Origin of the sequence: Arthrobacter sp. AK01 (genome assembly GCF_021109375.1) — a bacterium.
In the GTDB taxonomy this organism is placed as follows: Bacteria; Actinomycetota; Actinomycetes; order Actinomycetales; family Micrococcaceae; genus Arthrobacter.
This window is the reverse complement of sequence record NZ_JAJOHP010000063.1, coordinates 1-20,393: the sequence shown is the minus strand read 5'-3', so window position 1 is coordinate 20,393 and position 20,393 is coordinate 1. Positions and strand designations below refer to the sequence as shown.

General features: G+C 63.3%; 15 protein-coding genes and 1 tRNA gene. 7 read left to right on the top strand and 9 right to left on the bottom strand.

The genetic code is table 11. From position 1 onward, the window contains the following. Positions 1-33: 33 nt before the first annotated feature. The 3 genes from hrpA to LN996_RS18635 all read right to left on the bottom strand — a co-directional run bounded on the left by hrpA (position 34) and on the right by LN996_RS18635 (position 5,314). Entirely contained in the window at positions 34-3,978 is a 3,945-nt protein-coding gene (gene hrpA, locus LN996_RS18645) for an ATP-dependent RNA helicase HrpA (RefSeq protein ID WP_231341881.1), read from the bottom strand. A gap of 13 nt (positions 3,979-3,991) precedes the next feature. Then, entirely contained in the window at positions 3,992-4,984 is a 993-nt protein-coding gene (locus tag LN996_RS18640) for a YafY family protein (RefSeq protein WP_231341880.1), read from the bottom strand. 159 nt (positions 4,985-5,143) lie between these two features. Next, positions 5,144-5,314 carry a hypothetical protein gene (locus LN996_RS18635; RefSeq protein WP_200846779.1) on the bottom strand — a complete coding sequence of 57 codons (171 nt, stop codon included), beginning with the start codon at positions 5,312-5,314 and terminating at the stop codon, positions 5,144-5,146. A gap of 81 nt (positions 5,315-5,395) precedes the next feature. On the opposite strand from LN996_RS18635, the gene LN996_RS18630 reads away from it, so the two are divergent. Further along, on the top strand, positions 5,396-6,364 hold the full coding sequence (locus LN996_RS18630) for a GlxA family transcriptional regulator (protein WP_231341879.1): 969 nt from the start codon (positions 5,396-5,398) through the stop codon (positions 6,362-6,364). 14 nt (positions 6,365-6,378) lie between these two features. On the opposite strand, the gene LN996_RS18625 is transcribed toward LN996_RS18630, so the two are convergent. The 6 genes from LN996_RS18625 to LN996_RS18600 form a co-directional block, all read right to left on the bottom strand. Continuing rightward, positions 6,379-6,681, bottom strand: a complete 303-nt coding sequence (locus tag LN996_RS18625; protein ID WP_231341878.1) for a protealysin inhibitor emfourin — start codon at positions 6,679-6,681, stop codon at positions 6,379-6,381. Positions 6,682-6,763: 82 nt separating this feature from the next. Further along, positions 6,764-7,804, bottom strand: a complete 1,041-nt coding sequence (locus LN996_RS18620; RefSeq protein WP_231341891.1) for a M4 family metallopeptidase — start codon at positions 7,802-7,804, stop codon at positions 6,764-6,766. Between the two features lie 157 nt (positions 7,805-7,961). After that, positions 7,962-8,034 (bottom strand) — tRNA-Arg (locus LN996_RS18615). A gap of 120 nt (positions 8,035-8,154) precedes the next feature. Next, positions 8,155-9,657 carry an FAD-dependent oxidoreductase gene (locus LN996_RS18610; protein WP_231341877.1) on the bottom strand — a complete coding sequence of 501 codons (1,503 nt, stop codon included), beginning with the start codon at positions 9,655-9,657 and terminating at the stop codon, positions 8,155-8,157. Continuing rightward, complete coding sequence (locus LN996_RS18605; protein WP_231341876.1) at positions 9,654-10,526, bottom strand: FAD:protein FMN transferase; 873 nt, start codon at positions 10,524-10,526, stop codon at positions 9,654-9,656. The genes LN996_RS18610 and LN996_RS18605 overlap by 4 nt, the downstream gene beginning before the upstream one ends. A gap of 4 nt (positions 10,527-10,530) precedes the next feature. Beyond that, the gene (locus LN996_RS18600) at positions 10,531-11,019 is read right to left on the bottom strand and encodes a hypothetical protein (protein WP_231341875.1); all 489 of its coding nucleotides are present in this window, start codon (positions 11,017-11,019) and stop codon (positions 10,531-10,533) included. Between the two features lie 217 nt (positions 11,020-11,236). On the opposite strand from LN996_RS18600, the gene argS reads away from it, so the two are divergent. From argS to rho, 6 genes are all read left to right on the top strand, one after another. After that, complete coding sequence (argS, locus tag LN996_RS18595) at positions 11,237-12,901, top strand: arginine--tRNA ligase (protein ID WP_231341874.1); 1,665 nt, start codon at positions 11,237-11,239, stop codon at positions 12,899-12,901. A gap of 4 nt (positions 12,902-12,905) precedes the next feature. Next, entirely contained in the window at positions 12,906-14,378 is a 1,473-nt protein-coding gene (lysA, locus tag LN996_RS18590; protein WP_231341873.1) for a diaminopimelate decarboxylase, read from the top strand. Further along, positions 14,371-15,687 carry a homoserine dehydrogenase gene (locus tag LN996_RS18585; RefSeq protein WP_231341872.1) on the top strand — a complete coding sequence of 439 codons (1,317 nt, stop codon included), beginning with the start codon at positions 14,371-14,373 and terminating at the stop codon, positions 15,685-15,687. The genes lysA and LN996_RS18585 overlap by 8 nt, the downstream gene beginning before the upstream one ends. Beyond that, a complete protein-coding gene (gene thrC, locus LN996_RS18580; protein WP_231341871.1) occupies positions 15,688-16,791 on the top strand; it encodes a threonine synthase in 1,104 nt (367 codons plus the stop codon). Positions 16,792-16,793: 2 nt separating this feature from the next. After that, positions 16,794-17,768, top strand: a complete 975-nt coding sequence (gene thrB, locus LN996_RS18575) for a homoserine kinase (RefSeq protein WP_231341870.1) — start codon at positions 16,794-16,796, stop codon at positions 17,766-17,768. 305 nt (positions 17,769-18,073) lie between these two features. Further along, entirely contained in the window at positions 18,074-20,245 is a 2,172-nt protein-coding gene (gene rho / locus LN996_RS18570) for a transcription termination factor Rho (protein ID WP_231341869.1), read from the top strand. Positions 20,246-20,393 lie beyond the last annotated feature (148 nt).

Here is a 20,393-nt window from a genome sequence, read left to right as displayed (position 1 = left end):
AATCAGCTCCGCCGGGTTTTCCTTTGTCTGCCGCTAGGCGGGGGCTAGGGCCTGGTTGAGCACCGTGCGGATGCGCTTTTCCGACACCGAATAGGCGGTGCCCAGCTCCACGGCGAACAGGCTCACCCGCAGTTCCTCAATCATCCAGCGCACGCGGGTTAACTCCGTCCCTGCCCTGCGTCCGGGAAGCAGCGCAGAAACAGCGTCGTCGTAGTCGTCCTCCAGGGCCTGTACGATCGCCATATTCAGGCCATCACGCTGGACGTTTCCCGGCAGTTTTTCCAGCCGCTTCTCGATAGCCTGCAAGTACCGGGGCAGCTGGCTGAGTTGTGCGTAGCCCGTCTGTGCCACGAAGCCGGGGAAGACCAGTTGTTCCAGCTGGCTCTTCATGTCATTAAGGGCAGTGATCAGCGGCAGGCTGGCGTTGGACTTGAGCTCTTTCTGGATGCGGCGCGTACTAGCCAAAATGCGCTCGACGACGGCAGTCACCGTGAAGACAGTATCGATCAGTTCTGCCCGGACTACTTCATACAGCGCATCGAAAGACGGCCTGTCCCACGGCAAGTCCTGCGGCGTCAACTTATCGATGGCAGCAAGGGCGCAATCCGCGATCAGCGCGCTGACGGAGCCGTGCGGGTTCTGGCTGAAGGTCAGTTTTTCCATGTTGCTCAGGTGCTCCAGCACGTATCGGTCCGGGGGCGGAATTCGCAGCGCCAGGAGCCGGATGACACCACCGCGCATGGCGGCTTCCTGTTCAGCCCTGGTCTGGAATACCCGAAGGGCGACCGACTTGCCTTCATCAACGACAGCAGGGAAGCCAGTGACGTCATGGCCCTTCACGGTGCGTGTGACCTGACGCTCCACGGTGCCGAAGTCCCATTCGGTGATTCCGCTGCGTTCCGCCACCGCTCCGTTGCCAGCTGTTGCGTTGGTAACGGCCGCCGTCGACGGTTGGCTGTTGGCGCTGCCGGTTCCCTTGCCACCCTTGGCGCGCGACGTCGTTGCGGGAGTGGCGCCGAGCGACTCCGCTATGGCGCGGCGTGTGGCAGGAGCCAGCTTCTCCTGGAGTTCGGCGAGGTCCTTGCCTTCGTCCAGCACCTTGCCTTTGCTGTCGACCACTTTGAAACTCACGCGCAGGTGGGACGGTACTGCATCCCAATTCCATGAGCCGGGCGGAATGACGTGCCCACGGAGCCGGCGGAGTACGAGTTCCAATGACGCTTCGAGGTCGTCTGCGGCGGGGTCGAAGTCTGCCTCCAGGGCGGCCGTGGCCTGCCGGGCCACATCAGGGGCAGGGACGAAGTTCTTCCGCACCTGCTTAGGCAACGATTTGATGAGGGCCGTCACCAGCTCTGCACGTTGCCCCGGAATCTGCCAACGGAAGGGGGCATCATCGAGTTGGTTGAGGAACAACACAGGAACCTCGGCGGTGACACCATCGGATGGGTTGGGTGCCGATCCCGGCGCCACGGGATGGAACTCGTAACTCAGGGGGAGTTCAAAGCCCTTGTGCAGCCAGGTCTTCGGATACGCGGAGTCGTCCAGTGCCTCGGCGTCTTCGCTCATCAACAGCGATTGGTCGAAGTCCAGGAGGTTGGGATCCGCGTGGCGGGCATCCTTCCACCACTTGTCGAAGTGCCTCTCGGAGACAACGTCCGGGCCAACGCGTGCATCGTAGAACTCGAACAGCGTCTGGTCGTCCACAAGGATGTCGCGCCGGCGCATGCGGGTCTCGAGTTCCTCGATCTCCTGGAGCAAGGCACGGTTGCGGTGGAAGAACTTGTGGTGCGTCTTCCATTCGCCTTCCACCAGGGCGTGGCGGATGAACAGCTCACGGGAGAGCTCGGGATCGACGCGCCCGTAATTGACCCGCCGGTTGGGAATGATCGGCACGCCGTACAGCGTGACTTTCTCATGGGCCATGACGGCGCCCTGCCGGGAAGACCAATGGGGTTCGCTGTAGGAACGCTTCACCAGGTCCGGGGCTACCTGCTCGGCCCACAGGGGATCGAACTTCGCGGCGACACGCGCCCAAAGGCGGCTCGTCTCCACCAACTCCGCAGCCATGACAAACGCAGGAGACTTCTTGAACAGGGCTGAGCCGGGGAAGATGGCGAAGCGGCTGCCGCGGGCCCCCGCATATTCACGCTTGCGCTCATCGAGGAGGCCAATGTGGCTCAATAACCCGGACAGCAGGCTGATGTGGATGCCCTCATAGTTCCCTACGGGATCGGCCTCGCGCTTGTTGTCCAACGCGATGCCCAAGGGCTTGGCCAGTTGCCTGAGCTGCGTGAACAGGTCCTGCCACTCGCGGACCCTCAAGTAATTGATGAACTCATTGCGGCACAGCTTGCGGAACTGCGTGGAAGACAGTTCGCGCTGCTTTTCCTGGATGTAGTTCCACAGGTTGAGGAAGCCCGTAAAGTCCGAGATCTCATCGCGGAACCGCGCGTGCTTCTCCGAAGCGAGCTGCCGCTTGTCAGTTGGCCGTTCGCGCGGATCCTGAATGGTGAGGGCTGCCGCGAGGATCATGACTTCCCGGACGCAGCCGCGCTTGCCGGCTTCCACGATCATCCGGCCAAGCCGCGGATCCACAGGCAGCTGGGCAAGCTTCTGCCCGACGGCGGTCAGCCCGCTGCCGCTGCGACCGTTACTGCCGGCGTCTGCCGTTTTGGGCGAACTCAAGGCACCGAGTTCGCGCAGGAGAGTGACGCCGTCGTTAATAGCCCTGGAATCCGGGGGTTCCACGAAGGGAAAGTTCTCCACATCCTTGGGTCCGCGGGCGACGCCCATGGCCGTCATTTGCAGGATGACGGCAGCAAGGTTGGTTCGGAGGATTTCCGGGTCGGTGAACTGGGGACGCGACTCGAAGTCTTCCTCGGAGTACAAGCGGATCGCGATGCCTTCGGACACACGGCCGCAACGACCGGAGCGCTGGTTGGCCGAGGCCTGGGACACGCGCTCTATGGGAAGGCGCTGGACCTTGGTCCGGTGCGAGTAGCGGGAGATGCGGGCCGTTCCGGTGTCTATCACGTACTTGATGCCCGGGACGGTCAGGGATGTCTCCGCCACGTTGGTAGCGAGGATGATGCGTCGCTTGCCACCAGGGTTGAAGACCCTGTGCTGCTCCTGGAGGCTTAGGCGGGCAAACAGTGGCAGCACTTCGGTCCCCGCCAGGCGGCGGTTGGTCTGGATGCGGCCATTGATGGCCTCCGCCGCGTCACGGATTTCGCGTTCGCCGGAGAAGAAAATGAGGATATCGCCCGGAGCTTCCTTGGCGAGTTCGTCTACGGCGTCGCAGACAGCATCCAGGGGATCACGGTCTTCTTCGAGTTCGTCGTCCGAACTTTCTTCGTCCGCGCCGGCTGGCTGGGACAGCGGACGGTAACGGATCTCCACCGGGTAAGTGCGTCCGGAAACTTCAATGATGGGCGCGGGCTCTTCGTCGTTTCCGAAGTGCTTGGCAAAGCGTTGGGGATCGATGGTGGCCGAGGTGATGATGACCTTGAGGTCCGGGCGCTGGGGGAGGATGCGCTTGAGGTAGCCCAGGATGAAGTCGATGTTGAGGCTGCGTTCATGGGCCTCATCGATGATGATGGTGCTGTACTTCCGGAGCAGTTTGTCCCGCTGGATCTCGGCAAGGAGGATTCCGTCGGTCATCAGTTTGATCCTGGTGGACGCGCTCACCTCGCCGGTGAAGCGGACCTGGAAGCCGACCTCCTGGCCGATCTCGACGCCGAGCTCCGACGCGATGCGTTCGGCCACCGTGCGGGCAGCCAGGCGGCGCGGCTGGGTGTGCCCGATCAGGCCCTTGTCTCCAAGGCCAAGCTCGAGGCACATTTTGGGGATCTGGGTGGTCTTGCCCGAGCCGGTCTCACCGGCAATGATGGTCACCTGGTTTGCGGCGATGGCCGCCATCAGATCCTCGCGGCGCTCGGAGACGGGCAGCTCTGCGGGGTAGGAAATATGAAGTGTCATGGCTGCTGCCAGTCTACTGTGGCCGGGGTCCTGCGTCCGCTGCTTCCGTCACAGTCCCGGCTGCTGCGGTGAGCCGGCGGGACAGGTGCCGGGCGAAGGACCTGAATTCTTCGGGCTCGAGGATCTCGAAGTCCATGTCCAGCGCGGCCAGATACGCGGCCGGTGCGGCCAGGTTGTCCCATCCGGAGCTCAGGATGGTGGCGCTCTGGCCGTCTGCTGTCAGCGTCGCGTATTGGGAATTCACGACGGCGGCTACCTCGGCCAGCGGTGCGCGGAGTCGCACCACGACATCGAACCTGTACGGCGAGCGGGTGATCGACTGCTGCACGTAGGCAGCCAAGTCTTCCGCGGGCAGCGGACGTGGTAAGTATTTCTTGCGTTCGGACGGCAGGGAAGCGAACCTGTCAGCCCTGAAGGTCCGCCAATCCTCGCGGTCCACATCCCAGGCCAAAAGATACCAGCGGCGGCCGGTGTCCACCAGCCTGTAGGGTTCCACAAGCCGCCGCGCAGATTCGCCGTCGGACTTGACGTAGTCAAAGGAAATCTGGCGCCGGTCTGATATGGCGGCTGAGACAACGGTCAGCTGTTGGGGATCAACTGTCGCCGCGTTGCTGGGAAGCGTGGTGACAGCGGCTTTCAGCATGGCGAACTTGGGACGAAGCCGGGATGGCAGGACTTGTTCCAGCTTTGCCAGGGCGCGGACCGAAGCCTCGCCGATTCCAGCTACCGGACCTGCGGCCACCGAGTTCAAGCCCAAGGCGACCGCCAATGCTTCGTTGTCGTCCAGGAGGAGGGGTGGAAGCTGCGCGCCGGCTCCAAGCTGGTAGCCTCCGGCGATGCCGGGTGAGGCATGGATGGGGTATCCCAGGTTCCGAAGCTTATCGATGTCGCGTCGGACCGTCCGCTCGGTAACGCCCATGCGGTCAGCGAGGGCGGGGCCCGTCCATTCCCGACGAACCTGCAACAGCGACAACAGCTGGAGCAACCGGGCAGAGGTTTGGATCATGCAAGTGAATCTAGTCCATGTGTCCGAGGCGTGAGAGCCAGGAAACATGCAGCCCTTAAATTGGGACGCCCGCCATTGGGGGAATCCTGCAGAATTCCTTGAACGGACGGGCGTCGGTTGGTTATGGCGTGGTGGACCTTGCAGTGGACTGGCATGCCCCTAGTAGATGCGGGGGTTCCAGTACGGGCTGCTCGGAGCGTCGAAGGCGCTCCACGGTTCCTTGGAGCTGACGGGCGGGTTGTGTCCGCGACCATCCTTCAACAGGGCTGAGATGGTAGCTGCGACGGCGGTGATGAGGACGATGAAGAGGATGATTCCGAAGATTTCCATGCCTCAAGCCTGCTCCTGTGGCAGACCAAGAAACAGTGGCAGAAATGCCCCATTTAGACAATTTTCTGCCACACTGGAGTTATGTTGAAATCAGTGGCGGTGATCGTTGTACCCAACTTCTCGATCTTCGAATTCGGGACGGCCTTCGAGGTCTTCGGCATCGACAGATCGGACCGAAACGCCGGAGTTCCGGCCTTCGATTTCCGGGTGGTCGCCCCCGAGCCTGGGGACATCCGCATGAAGTCCGGCCTCTCACTGCATGTGAATCTGGGCCTTGAGGCAGCAGCCGATGCGGACCTGGTCATCATGGCGCCTTTCGGCCGGGACCAAGAGGTCCCCGAGTCGGTCATGGATGCCTTGCGGGCCGCCCACGCGCGCGGCGCATGGGTGATGTCCATCTGTTCCGGAGCCTATGCACTGGCCCGTGCCGGTCTGCTGGACGGGCGCCGTTGCACCACGCACTGGCACTATTCGCAAGACCTGGCCAGCCGCTATCCGGACATCATCGTGGATGAGAACGTCCTCTATGTGCAGGACGGAACCATCATCACCAGCGCCGGCACCGCAGCCGGAATCGATGCCTGCCTCCACCTCGTCCGCGTCGAGTTGGGAGCAAACGTCGCCGCTGCCATCGCGCGCGACATGGTGGTTCCGCCCCATCGCGACGGCGGCCAGGCCCAGTTCATCGACCGCCCCATGCCGCGCTGTGGTTCAGCGCCCATGGAGGAGCTCCTGCGTTGGATGGTGGAACACCTGGACGAGGAACACAGCGTGAATGAACTCGCCGCACGTCTCCACATGTCTCCCAGGACCTTCGCGCGCCGCTTCAGGGCCGAAACCGGCACGACTCCTGCCGCGTGGCTCAATTCGCAACGGGTCTTGAGGGCACAGGAGCTACTGGAGACCACAGAACTGAACATTGACGAGATCGCCAGGGAAGCAGGGTTCGGGCATTCGGTGCTGCTCCGCCATCATTTCACCAAGGTGCTGGATACCAGCCCGCAGAGTTACCGGCGTGCCTTCCGGGGGCAGCTGGCTGAGGCCGTCTAGGGGAACCGGGACCGTTAGCGCCGGCTCCCGAGGCGACCACGGGACTCCGAGCCCTCAGCCTTGGCGCACTCCACCAGTTCCTGCCACGGGCCTGTGACGGCACGGTCGGGGAGGGTGGCGCGGCGTTGGCCCGCCCTGATGGAGTACATGAACCGGTCCGGTTCGTTAGCTGAACGGGGCTGGCTTTTCGCTTCGTCCCACGGGCAGGCCTCAACAATCGGAACCCATCGTTCCTTCTCATCGGGGGAGACAGCCTCCACGCTCCAGACGCGTGTCATCGCGGCGATTCCCCCACTGCGTTGGACGGTGATCTTCATGACCGGCTGCTTCTCGTTCGACATTCCATGGCCAGCCGGCCGGCGGGACCACAAACAAGCACTGTCCGGTCCCGCCCTGTGACTAAACCTTGACCTTCACAGTCTCCCACGCCTTGAGGACGGCGTCATGTTCAGCTGAACCGGAACCGAAGAGTTCCCCAGCGGTGGCCACAGTGGTCTTGGCGAACTTTCCAAACGTGCACGTCGCGGGGAGTGAACCGCTGGTCAGGGTGCCGTACCAAATCTGGCCCGGCGCCTCCCACGCATTGCCACCGAGCTCCGAGGCAACCACGTAGAAAGCCCTGTTCGGGATGCCGGAGTTGATATGCACTCCACCGTTGTCAGCACTTGTCCGCACGTACGTATCCATGGAGTCCGGTTGGGGATCCTTGCCCAGCACGTCGTCGTCATAAGCGGTCCCGGGTGCCCTCATGGAGCGCAGGGCAGCACCTTGCACCTGGTCAGTGAAGAGGCCCTCGCCGATCAGCCAGCTGGCCTGCGCTGCCGGCTCCTGTTTAAGGTACTGCTCCACCAGGACGCCGAACACATCCGACATGGACTCATTGAGCGCGCCGGCCTGGTTGCGGTATGCCAGATTGGCTGTGTACTGCGTGACACCATGAGCCAGTTCATGCCCTATGACGCTGACGGATTTGGTGAAGCGCTGAAAAATCTGGCCGTCACCATCGCCAAAGACCATCTGGGATCCATCCCAGAAGGCGTTGTCGTAGAGCTTTCCGTAATGGACGGTCGCGTCCAGGGCGAGACCGGCGTCGTCGATGGAGTCCCTGCCGAAAATATCGCTGTAGAGGCGGTGCGTGCTCCCGAGCCCTTCGTAGGCCTCGTCTGCAGCTACGTCCCCGACGGGTCCCGCGCCCTCTTTCCGGACAACCCGCCCCGGCAGGGTTTCCGAGGATTCGGCATCGAATATGGTCCGCTTCGGAGGTCCCGGCTTGGTCTGGCGGGCACTGGGCGGTGCCGCCGGAACGGGGGCTGTGCGGGTGGCCTGCAGGTCCTTAATATGCAGCAGCGACTCTTTGGCTGCCCTGGCGACGGCCCGCAGCCGGGGCTCGTGCTGGGCGGCTATCTTGCGAAGCATGTACGGCGGGACGATCGAGCACATCACGGCAAACCCCTTTGGCTATCGGTAAGTCCAACTGGATTCAGCCTAAAAGCAGCCGCAGACAATATTGCGGTGTACGCCCGGCAAGCCCCGAACTGATAGCGCGGCACCGGCAGACAAAAATACCCCGCCAGCAGGACTGGCGGGGTATTTGATGTGCCCTCGATAGGATTCGAACCTACGGCCTTCTGCTCCGGAGGCAGACGCTCTATCCCCTGAGCTACGAGGGCATCCAGGGTTCCCTCCGTTGCCGGTGGGACGTCCTAGAGCTTAGCAGCCACTATGCCGCAAATGAAAACCCGGCACCGTAGCGGCAGGCCCAGCTCAGGGGCCCGCCAATCAGTACCCGGTCAGTACCCGGCGAACGAGTCGACGTGGACCCGGTGTGCTCCTGCGCTTCGGGCGGCAGCGCGGAGGGAGTCGACGCTCCGCGGGGAGCCCGAGACAAACACTTCCCGGTCCACGATGTCCGGAACCAACTCCGCCAGGCGTGCGGCATCGATCCTGGAGGCGCCGGCGTCGAGCATGAAATCCGGGGGAGTTGATCCGTCCGCGAGGCGGGCAATGACCTTCGCCCCTGACGCTTGCAACTGCTCTACGCAGGCCAACTCATTGCGGCCCTTGGCGAGATACACCACCACGGTGTCGCGTGCCGGGGCGTCGGCAGCCAGCTGCGACAGGAAAGGTGTGATCCCGATTCCTGCAGCGATCAGCAGGACCGGCTTCCCGGCGTCGTTCGGCAAGAGAAAGTCTCCACCTACGGCAGTTGCAGAGAGCTTGTCGCCGGGCTTCAAAGCCATCAACGCCTTTTTTGCCGTAGACAGCGGCTCGGCCGTGCCAACTCCGAAAGTCACCTCCGGCGAACCGGGCGGGCTGGTAATGCTGAAGACACGACGGCGGCCTTTGCCGTCGGAACCGGAATGCGGCAAGTTGAGCTCCATGAACTGACCGGCCACAAACCGCACAGGCCGCTGCGGCTCGAAACTGAACTCCGTACTGCCCGGAGTGAGGGCACGCGAACCCTTGAACGTCAGCTCAACGCCGCCCCGCTGACCCAGGAAGAAAGCCAGGAGGTTGCCCAGTAACAGGGCAAGTTCGGGGGAGTTGGCGACGAATCCGAAGTTGTAGGGAACCGCGAAGACAACACCCACGACGCCGGCAAGCGCCACCTGCTGCCAGCGGCGGGGAGGCAGGGTGAGCGGCTCCGAGAGCATGAAACCCACGAAGAACAGCAACGGGCGCTGCGCCAGCGATTGCCACAACGCCTGCCCGAACGTCATGCTGCGGCTCAGGAGCTCCACCGTAATGATGGTGGTGGCCGCCGCCAGGAAAACCGTGCCCATCAGCAGCTTTCGCGTGCGGTAGAGGACAACCAGCACGCCGGGGACCAAGAGCCAGAGCATTGCCGGGGTGGCAGCCCACCATGTCGCGATGTTCAAACCGGTCAGGCCGGTGATGAACGCCCCGGCGGCCGCTGGGTTGAAGATGTGCCGCCCGCGGAAAGCCAGCGCGTACTTGGACACGCTGGCCAACACGCAGGCCAGTGCGACACCCGTCATGTCGGTGAGCCCGAACGTCGGCCAGAACAGGAAATACAGCAGCAACCCAGTAATCAGGGAGGACTCCGTGTGCGGCTTAACCCGGAAGACCAACGCGAGCAATCGGTTGGATGCGTATGTCACCCCCAAGCAGAGCGCAAGGTGTACCAGCATTTCCGGGAGGCCGAATGTCAGCCATCCCAGGATGTTGAGCAGCATGCTGTAGGCCACCAGCACACCCAGCACCCACAGAATCAAGCGGTACATCGTCAATCGACCCAACCAGGTGTCCACCCGGGACTTAGCGGCAATCATGTGAACAGTCTCCCCTCGAAACGGTTCGAAAACGTGGCGGCACCACTGGAGGAAACCTTGAGCCAGGAGAAATCGAACTCATCCTGCAACCGGGTCGGTTCCAGCATGAACAATGCCGTGGCCAACGCATCGGCCAACAACGCGCTCGACGCCATGGTCCACGTGGCCACCGTGGTGTTAACGGGCTTGCCGGTGGTCCCATCCAGGACATGGTGCAATCCATCACCCCAGGCCCGACGGTTCGAAGCCGAGGCGCAGAGCGCGGCATTGTGGAGTTCAACGGTGCCAATGGCCTGGCCAGGGTTGTAGGGGTGTTCCAAAGCGACCATCACCGGATGCGTCCCCGCATGCACCATGTCGCCGCTGCCATCCACCAGGAACTCAGCATGGTCCGCGGCGCGAAGGACCTCGCCCAGGAGGTCCACCAGCTGCCCCTTTCCGGCGGCTCCAATATCCAGGACCACCGGCTCCGTGGCGGTCAAGGCCGCATCCGTCCACTCAAGGACGTCTTCCCACCGGGGCGGAGGCTGGGGGCTTCCGGAAGGAGCCAACGTGTATCCGGGATCGTAGCCAAGCCGTTCGAGGCTGCTGCCGATGAGCGGGGTCATGGCGCCATTGCTGAGCCGATACAAGGCGGCATAGACCTTATGAAGGTCTTTGGCATGCTCTGGCAACGTGATCCTGCCCGGTGCCCGGGACAGGCTGGACACCAAGGAATCTGCCCTGAACCGCGAGTACGTCAGGTCATAATCACCCACTGTTTCCAACAGCTGGTTGCGCACCGCGGGTGCCAGCGGCTCCGGCGTCGAAATCTCCCAGTGCGTGCCTATGCCTTCGAAACTGAAGTTGCTCCAGTCCGGATGCGGCATGGTGCTACTTGGCCTGGGACTTGATCTGCTCCACGGCGTCGTTGAATCCGCCCGAGGTGAGGGAAGAACCAGCCACCTTGGAGACGTTGAGCTCATCGATGCTCTTGCCGACGATTTGCGCCGAAATACCGCTGGCGAACTCGCCCTGGAACTTCTTGGTGTTCGGGTTGGAGGGATGGACCGTGATGTTCACAGCGGACACGGTGTCACCCGCGAGGGTGAGTTCCACGCCCACAGTCTCCTGACCATTGGGAGAGGTATAGGTGCCGTCGGCGCTGTAGGTTCCGTCCTTATATGCGGTGGCCGAGGTGGTGGAGCCGGACGTGGTGGATGAAGTGGTGGGGCTGGATGTGCTCGCCTGGCCACCGTTCTCGCCGGCCGGCGAGGACTCCGCGGGCTGCGACTGCGCAGATGGTGCGCAGGCGGCCACGGCACCGATGAGTGAAAGGCCGGCCATGCCGGTGTAGAGGCTCTTGCGGAGTGGCGTAGTCATGGGTCTGCTCGTTTCAACTGGACAAGAAATGGTCAATGGACTGGTTCTCCCGGGATGACCAACGCGGCCACCTCCTACGTGTTCACAACGTTGAATTCAGCGTAATGGTTCAGTCTGTGCCACCCGCCAGCCGTTCCTGTGCGCTGGCTGTGACCAAACTATCCACATAAGCGACCCTCAATTCCGCGACTTTGCAGGCCCCCGGTAGGCTAGATGCGTGACTCCCGAAGAACTCTCTGCTGCCATATCCGCCTGCCTTAAGGACGCCGTCTCTACCGGCGAAATCGCCTTGACGGAATCTGCCGTGCCTGACGCCGTGCGAGTGGAGCGACCCAAGAACCGGGATCATGGAGACTGGGCCACCAACATCGCCCTGCAACTCTCCAAGCAAGCCGGTATGAATCCCCGCGACTTCGCCGGTATCCTCAGCAACCACCTGCAGGGCATTCCCGGTGTTACCGGGGTGGAAATCGCCGGTCCAGGCTTCCTGAACATCACCGTGGACGCCGCCACGGCCGGTGCCCTGGCCAAGGCCATTGTTGAGGCCGGCGCGGGCTACGGCACCAACCAGGCGCTCGCGGGCCGCGTGGTCAACATGGAATTCGTTTCCGCCAACCCCACTGGTCCGCTGCACATCGGGCACACCCGCTGGGCCGCCCTGGGCGATGCCATCGCCCGGGTGTTGCGTGCCTCGGGAGCTGACGTCACGGCCGAGTACTACATCAATGACGCCGGCTCGCAGATGAACGTCTTTGCCAACTCCGTGCTTTCCCGCCTGCACGGCCGGGGAGTTCCGGAGGGCGGCTACCCGGGCGAATACATCCGGGAGTTGGGCGACGAAGTCCTGAAGGCCCACCCTGACATCCGCGAACTGACGGACGAGGCAGCCCTTCCGGTGATCCGCGCCGCTGCCTACGAGGCACAGATGGCCGATATCAAGACCACGCTGGCAGGCTTCGGTGTTGAGTTTGACGTCTTCTTCTCGGAGAAGGAACTGCACGACGCCGGTGCGATCGAATCCGCCGTTGCCCGACTCCGGGAGCAGGGTCATGTCTTTGACGACGGTGGTGCCGTCTGGCTGCGCACCACCGACTTCGGCGACGACAAAGACCGTGTGATGATCCGCGCCAACGGTGAACCTACCTACTTCGCTGCCGACGCCGCCTACTACCTCTCCAAGAAGGATCGCGGATTCACCGAAAAGATCTACCTGCTCGGTGCCGACCACCACGGGTACATCAACCGCCTGAAAGCCATTGCGGCTTGCGCGGGCGATGACCCTGAAGTCAACATCGAGGTCCTCATCGGCCAGCTCGTGTCTGTGAATGGCGCAAAGCTGTCCAAGCGAGCGGGCAACATCATCGAGCTCAAGGACCTTATTTCCTGGCTCGGCAAGGACGCGGTCCGCTACTCGCTGGCCCGTTTCCCGGCCGACTCGCCGTTGACGCTGGATCCGGAACTGCTGAAGAAGCACAGCAATGAGAACCCGGTGTTCTATGTGCAGTACGCCCATGCACGGTCCCGCGGCACGGCACGTAACGCTGCCGAGGCCGGCGTCGAGCGCCAGGTTGACGGGCAGGATGCCTTCGACGCGTCACTTCTTGACCACGCCACGGAAAACGAGCTGCTCTCCTACCTGGGCAGCTACCCGTCCATCGTGGCGAAGGCGGCCGAACTGCGCGAACCGCACCGCGTAGCCCGGCACCTCGAGGTCATCGCCGGCGCGTACCACCGCTGGTACGACGCCTGCCGCGTGTCCCCGCAGGGCGACGATCCCGTCCTGGACGTCAACCGCACACGCCTCTGGCTCAACGACGCCACGAGCCAAGTCCTTGCCAACGGACTCGAACTGCTTGGCGTCTCGGCGCCGGAACGGATGTAGGGCTATGAACACAGACGCTGCGCACGCTTCTCCGCTGGCTCCCGGGTGGTTGGCTGTCCCCGAAGACCTCAATGCCCTGCAGGCGCCCCTGTGGGCGGCCGGGGTTGGGAAGAACGACGCCGGCGAGGTCACCATTGACGGAATTACCGTCAGTGAGCTCAAGGAACAATTCGGCACTCCACTGTTCGTCATGAGCGAATCGGACTTCCGCTCCCGTGCCCGCGCATTCAAGGACGCCTTCGACGCCGCCTTTGCGGACATCTGCGGGGGAGTGGATGTCTACTATGCAGGAAAGTCCTTCCTCTGCACCGCTGTGGCCAGCTGGGTGGCCGAAGAGGGCCTCCGCCTGGATACGTGCTCCGGCGGCGAACTCGCTGTTGCTGCACGAGCAGGAATCGAAGGCTCCAACCTTGGGTTGCACGGCAACAACAAGTCGGACGCCGAGATCAACCGCGCCCTGGACATGAAGCTTGGCAGGATCGTGGTGGATAGCCTCGATGAGCTCGAACGTGTTGCCAAGATAGCTTCCAGCCGCGGCGAAGTTGCCAAGGTCATGCTGCGCCTGACCCCGGGCGTGCATGCGCACACCCACGAGTTCATTGCCACTGCCCACGAGGACCAGAAGTTTGGTCTTTCCATGGCAGGTGACTCCACAGAGGAAGCCGGTCTCTCGGCAGCAGAAGAAGCTGTGGCAGTTGCCACCTCGTACGCCAGCATCGAGTTGCTCGGCCTGCACTGCCACATCGGTTCGCAGATCTTTGAGCCGGACGGATTCGCCGTGGCAGCAGAGAAGCTCCTGGGCTTCCTTGCCGCCATGCAGGCCAAGTACTCGATTCTCCTGCCGGAACTGGACCTCGGTGGTGGCTACGGGATCGCCTACACCCCGGTGGACACCCCCCGCCCGCCGGCCGAGATTGCGCAGGCGATGGCCGCCGTCGTGCGTTCCAAGTGCGCTGAGCTGGACATCACGCCGCCGCGCATCTCCATCGAGCCCGGACGCGCCATCGTAGGCAGCACCACGTTCACACTGTACGAAGTCGGCACCCTCAAAACCGTCCGGGTCGACGCCCCTGAGGGTGAAGAAGGGCTGAAGAACGTTACGTATCCGCGCCGCTATGTGTCGGTGGACGGCGGTATGAGCGACAACGCCCGTCCGGTGCTGTACGACGCGGATTATTCGGCGATTTTGGCTTCCCGTGACTCCTCGGCGGCTCCGCAGCTGTCCCGCGTAGTGGGCAAACATTGCGAGAGCGGCGACATAGTTGTTAGAGATGTATATCTGCCCGCGGACGTGGCAGCCGGTGATTTGCTCGCAGTACCGGGTACCGGCGCCTACTGCTGGGCCCTCTCCAGCAACTACAACTACCTGGCCCGGCCTGGCGTTGTCGCTGTACGCGACGGAGCTGCCCGGCTCATTGTCCGCGGGGAAACCGAAGAAGATCTCTTGAACCGCGACATGGGAGTGGCGAATGTCTGAAGTGCGAACCTTGAAGGTGGCCCTGCTGGGCTGTGGCAACGTGGGGGCCCAGGTCGCGCGGATCTTGATTGACGACGCCGGGACCCTTGCTGCCCGCAGCGGCGCCCGCCTTGAGCTGTCCGGCATCGCCGTCCGCACCATCGACACCCCGCGTGATGTCGAATTGCCCCGTGAACTTTTCACCACGGATGCCGATACCCTCGTCAAGGATGCAGACCTGGTCATCGAGCTTATGGGTGGCATAGAGCCCGCCCGGTCGCTGATCCTGACGGCCATCCAGAACGGCGCGTGCGTTGTCACGGGCAATAAGGCACTGCTCGCGCAGGACGGCCCCACCCTCTATGAAGAGGCTGACAAGGCCGGTGTCCAATTGTCCTATGAGGCCGCGGTAGCCGGTGCCATCCCCATCCTGCGCCCCATCCGCGACAGCCTGTCCGGCGACCGCATCACGCGCGTCCTGGGCATCGTCAACGGCACCACCAACTTCATCCTTGACCAGATGGACACCACCGGTGCACAGTTCTCCGACGCCCTTGCCGAAGCCCAGCGCCTTGGATACGCCGAAGCGGACCCCACGGCCGACGTTGAAGGACATGACGCCGCGGCGAAGGCCGCCATCCTCGCGTCACTGTCCTTCCACACCCGCTTCTCCCTGGACGATGTCTACTGCGAAGGCATCACCAAGGTCTCCGCTGCGGATATCGCGTCCGCCAAGGAAGCCGGCTTTGTCATCAAGCTGCTCGCGATTGCCGAGAAGATCGACTCATCAGAGAACGGAAGCGGCATTTCGGTGCGCGTCCACCCCACGCTCCTGCCGCGCGAACACCCGCTGGCCGCAGTTCGTGGTGCGTTCAACGCCGTATTCATTGAAGCGGAGAACGCCGGCGAGCTGATGTTCTACGGTCAGGGCGCAGGCGGAACACCGACGGCCTCTGCCGTCATGGGCGACCTCGTCTCCGCGGCACGGCGCCTGGTTTTGGGAGGCCCGGGTCGAACGGAAACCACCACGGGGCATGTCCCGGCACTGACCATCGACGCCTCCGATACCAGCTACTACATCGGTTTAGACGTAGCTGACCAGGCCGGCGTTCTGGCGAGGATCGCACACATCTTTGCGGAAAACGGAGTCTCGATCGAGATCATGCGTCAAACGATCCACCGCGACTCTGAGTCGAACGTTGAATCGGCTGAGCTGAAGATCGTGACCCACCGTGCGTCCGAAGCTGCACTCGCAGCAACCGTCGAGGCCGTCAAGGGCCTGGACGTCATCAATTCTGTGACATCCGTACTGCGGGTAGAAGGGGTCTAAGTGGCTCACCAATGGCGCGGAGTAATCCGCGAATACGCTGATCGTTTGCCTGTAACGGAAGCCACGAAGGTCATTACCCTCGGCGAGGGCGGCACCCCGCTCGTCCACGCGCAGAAGCTCTCCGAGTTGACCGGCTCAGAGGTCTACCTCAAGGTTGAAGGCATGAATCCCACGGGTTCCTTCAAGGACCGTGGCATGACCATGGCCATGACGGCGGCTGTGGAAGCCGGTGCAAAGGCCGTAGTGTGCGCCTCCACGGGCAACACGTCCGCTTCCGCTGCAGCCTATGCCACGGCCGCTGGCCTCAAGTGCGCTGTGCTGGTTCCCGAGGGCAAGATCTCCATGGGCAAGCTGAGCCAGGCAATTGCGCACGGCGCGACGTTGCTCCAGGTGGACGGCAACTTCGACAACTGCCTGGACATCGCACGCAAGCTCGGCGAAGCCTACCCGGTCTTCCTGGTCAACTCGGTCAACCCCGCGCGCATCCAGGGGCAGAAGACCGGTGCCTTCGAAGTCGTGGACTCGCTGGGCGATGCCCCGGACATCCACGTGCTGCCCGTTGGCAACGCCGGTAACATCACTGCGTACTGGAAGGGCTACAAGGAGTACTCCGCGCCCTTCGAGACCGCTAACGGAACGCTTCCTGCCGTTTCAACGAAGACCCCCATCATGTGGGGATTCCAGGCTGCAGGTGCTGCGCCGTTCGTCGCCGGACACCCCATCACGGAGCCCGATACCATCGCCACCGCCATCCGCATCGGCAACCCGGCGTCCTGGGACACCGCCGTTGCAGCGCGTGACGAATCAGGCGGACTCATCGAAGCAGTCACGGATGACGAGATCCTGGCCGCCCACCGCTGGCTGTCTGCGAAGGAAGGCGTTTTCGTCGAGCCCGGCTCAGCTGCCGGCGTCGCTGGTTTGATCAAGAAACATGCCGCAGGCGAGGTGCCGGCAGGCAAGACCATCGTGATCACCGTTACCGGGCACGGACTTAAGGACCCGCAGTGGGCCCTCCGTACCGAGGACGGCAGCGATGTCCAGCCTGTCAAGGTGCCAAACGACGTCGTAACCGTCGCCGCAGAACTGGGACTGGAAGAAAACTAAGAGTGGAATCAACGCAGCCCACCGTGACCGATCGTGCACTCGTCGCGGCAGGCCAGCGGCTGACAGTCAAGGTCCCCGGTACGAGTGCCAACCTGGGCCCCGGCTACGACAGCCTCGGCTTGGCCCTGTCCATTTACGACACCTTGACTGTGGAAACGCTCAGCACCGGAGAGCTGGAGTTTGAGCTCTCCGGTGAGGGCGCCGATACCCTCCCACGCGATGCCAGCCATCTGGTGGTGCGTGCCATCGACCTCGCACTGGACCGCCTCGGCTACCAGCGTTCAGGCCTGAAAATCTCCGCAGACAACGTCAACCCGCACGGTCGGGGCCTCGGCTCTTCAGCGTCGGCCGTGGTTGCTGCCGTCACTGCCGCCAATGCGTTGGTGCCGGAGGAGTCACGGCAGGACCGTGACTGGATACTGCAGCTGACCAGCGAGCTCGAAGGCCATCCAGACAACGTCGCACCCGCGATTTTCGGCGGACTGGCGCTGTCCTGGCAGGACAGCGAGCAGTACAGCAGCACGCACGCCGACGTCGTTCCTTCGGTCATCCCGGTAGTAGCGGTGCCGGACTTCGAGTTGTCAACGGAAACAGCACGCGGTTTATTGCCGGCCTCCGTTGGCCATCACGCGGCAGCAATGAACTCTGGACGCGCGGCCCTACTGATTCACGCACTCACAGCGCAACCAGCTTTCCTGTTGCCTGCCACCGAGGACTACCTGCACCAGAGCTACCGTGCCCAGGCCATGCGACCGAGCGCCGACCTCATCGCAGCGCTTCGGTCCGCGGGCCATGCGGCCGTTGTTTCCGGTGCCGGTCCCACCGTGATGGTGCTCGCCAACGGGGAAACCGAAGCCGCGGCGGTTGCTGACTTCATTGGGTCCTACACGGCGGCCAACACACCCGACATTGGTTGGCGCGTGATGACGCTGGCTGTGGACGTTCAAGGTGCTAGAGTGGAAGTGCACCGCCGGTAAAGCCGCGGGCAGTTCCCTGATTTTGGATCTCGGTGGTTTCGCCGTACCTTTCGTCAACTGTGCCAACGTTGGTGGTGTCGTCTCTTTCCGGCCTGTCTCAGGTGCCGAGAATTCTCTCTGTTCCCTGAACTTTCAGCCGGCTGTCCGGGTCACCGGATTTAGTGATGACGATCAGTAACCGGCCCTGTTGGCCACAATCCATCAGGCACGGCCGAAATCACCGGCTGCAGATCTGAACTGCAGCCCAGAACAAATCATCGCGTCCAGCTCTCGCTCTGGACGCCGTCGAGGGGGAAGGATCCTTCGTGACAGAAACCACTGAGCTGGCTTCAGCTGTGGACACATCATCTTCTGCTGCTGAGCCGTCAACGGCAGCAACCACCAAGAGCAGCGGCCTTGCAGGCCTTAAGCTCGCCCAGCTTCAGGCTCTCGCGAGCCAGCTGGGCATCTCCGGGGGATCGCGTATGCGCAAGGGGGATTTGGTCACCGCCATTTCCGCCCACCGTGCCGGCACGTCCACTACCAAGGCACCCGCCAAGGCCACCGCCTCGGCCAAGGGCGCCACAACCGCGGCCAAGGAAGCCCCGGCAGCGGAGCCCAAGGCAACTGTGGAGCCGAAAGCAAAAGCCGCCGACAACGGTTCCGTTGCTGATTCAGCGTCCGAGGCCCCGGCCCAGGAAGCTCCCCGCGGCCGTGGTCGTGGCCGCAGCCGCCGCGCTACCAGCGATGGTGTCGTAGCTGCTCCGGAAACAGCCGCAGCACCTGTTGAAACTGCGACTGCCCCGGTTGCTGAAGCTCCTGCATCGGCCGAAGCCGGCGAGTCCGGCACCGAGCGCCGCCAGCCGCGCACCCGCAACCGCCGTCGCGGCGAAGCTGCCGCAGCTCCTGCTGAGGCAGCAGAAGCACCGGCCGCCGAGCAGCGTGCTGAGCGCACTGAGCAGCGGGCTGAGCGCACGGAACAGCGTGAGCAGCGTGCTGAGCGCACCGAACAGCGTGAGCAGCGTGCTGAGCGCACCGAACAGCGTGAACAGCGCACCGAACAGCGCGAACAGGCCGATTCGGGCGACCAGCGCGAACGCCGCGACAACACCCGCGGACGCCGTGAAGACAACAACGACGGCGAGGACACCGGCAACCGCCGTAACCGACGCAACCGTCGCGACCGCAACGACCAGAACGACCGGAACGACCGTCGTGGGGGGCAGGACAGCCGGGACGGAAACACCCGCAGCGACCGCTTCCGTGACCGTAACGAGCGTCGTCGTGGCCGTGCGCAGGGACCGGACGTCGACGACGTCGAGGTTACCGAGGACGACGTCCTGCTTCCCGTAGCCGGCATTCTGGACGTCCTGGAGAACTACGCGTTCATCCGTACGTCCGGCTACCTTCCCGGTGCGAACGACGTTTACGTTTCCCTGGCTCAGGTCAAGAAGTACAACCTCCGCAAGGGCGACGCCGTGGTCGGTGCCATCCGTGCACCGCGTGATGGCGAAGACCGCAGCCAGCAGTCCGCACGCCAGAAGTTCAACGCACTGGTCCGTGTCACTTCCGTCAACGGCAAGACGCCGGAGGAACTCAAGGACCGCGTCGAGTTCGCCAAGCTTGTGCCGCTGTACCCGTCCGAGCGCCTGCGCCTCGAGACGGACCCCAAGAAGATCGGTCCGCGTGTCATCGACCTCGTGGCTCCGATCGGCAAGGGCCAGCGTGGCCTGATCGTCTCGCCGCCGAAGGCCGGTAAGACGCTCATCCTGCAGTCCATCGCGAACGCAATCACCACCAACAACCCTGAGGTCCACCTCATGATGGTGCTGGTTGACGAACGTCCCGAAGAAGTCACGGACATGCAGCGCACCGTCAAGGGTGAGGTCATTGCCTCCACCTTCGACCGTCCCGCCGACGACCACACCACGGTTGCCGAACTTTCCATCGAACGCGCCAAGCGCCTCGTGGAAATGGGGATGGACGTGGTGGTCCTCCTGGACTCCATGACGCGTCTGGGCCGCGCCTACAACCTGGCAGCACCGGCTTCCGGCCGCATTCTGTCCGGTGGCGTGGACTCCGCGGCCCTTTACCCGCCCAAGCGGTTCTTTGGTGCAGCCCGCAACATCGAAAACGGTGGCTCGCTGACAATCCTGGCAACGGCTCTCGTTGAGACCGGCTCCAAGATGGACGAAGTCATCTTCGAAGAGTTCAAGGGCACCGGCAACATGGAGCTCCGCCTGTCCCGCCAGCTGGCAGACAAGCGCATCTTCCCGGCCGTGGACGTCAACGCGTCCGGCACGCGCCGCGAAGAGAACCTGCTCTCACCTGAAGAAGTCAAGATCATGTGGAAGCTGCGCCGCGTCCTTTCCGGCCTGGAGCAGCAGCAGAGCCTTGAGCTGCTGACCAACAAGATCCGGGAGACGCAAAGCAACGTCGAGTTCCTCATGCAGGTACAGAAGACGACGCTCGGAGCGAAGTCGGACAACGACAAATAGCTGTGCTGTAACCGCTCAAAATATGCCGGCCCCGCCCCTACGCCCGGGGGGGGGGGGGGAGGGGGGGGGGGGGGGGCCCCGCGCCGCCGCGGCCCCCCCCCCCCCCCGGGGGGCGGATTTTTTGGGGGGGGGTTTTTTTTGTTGGGTG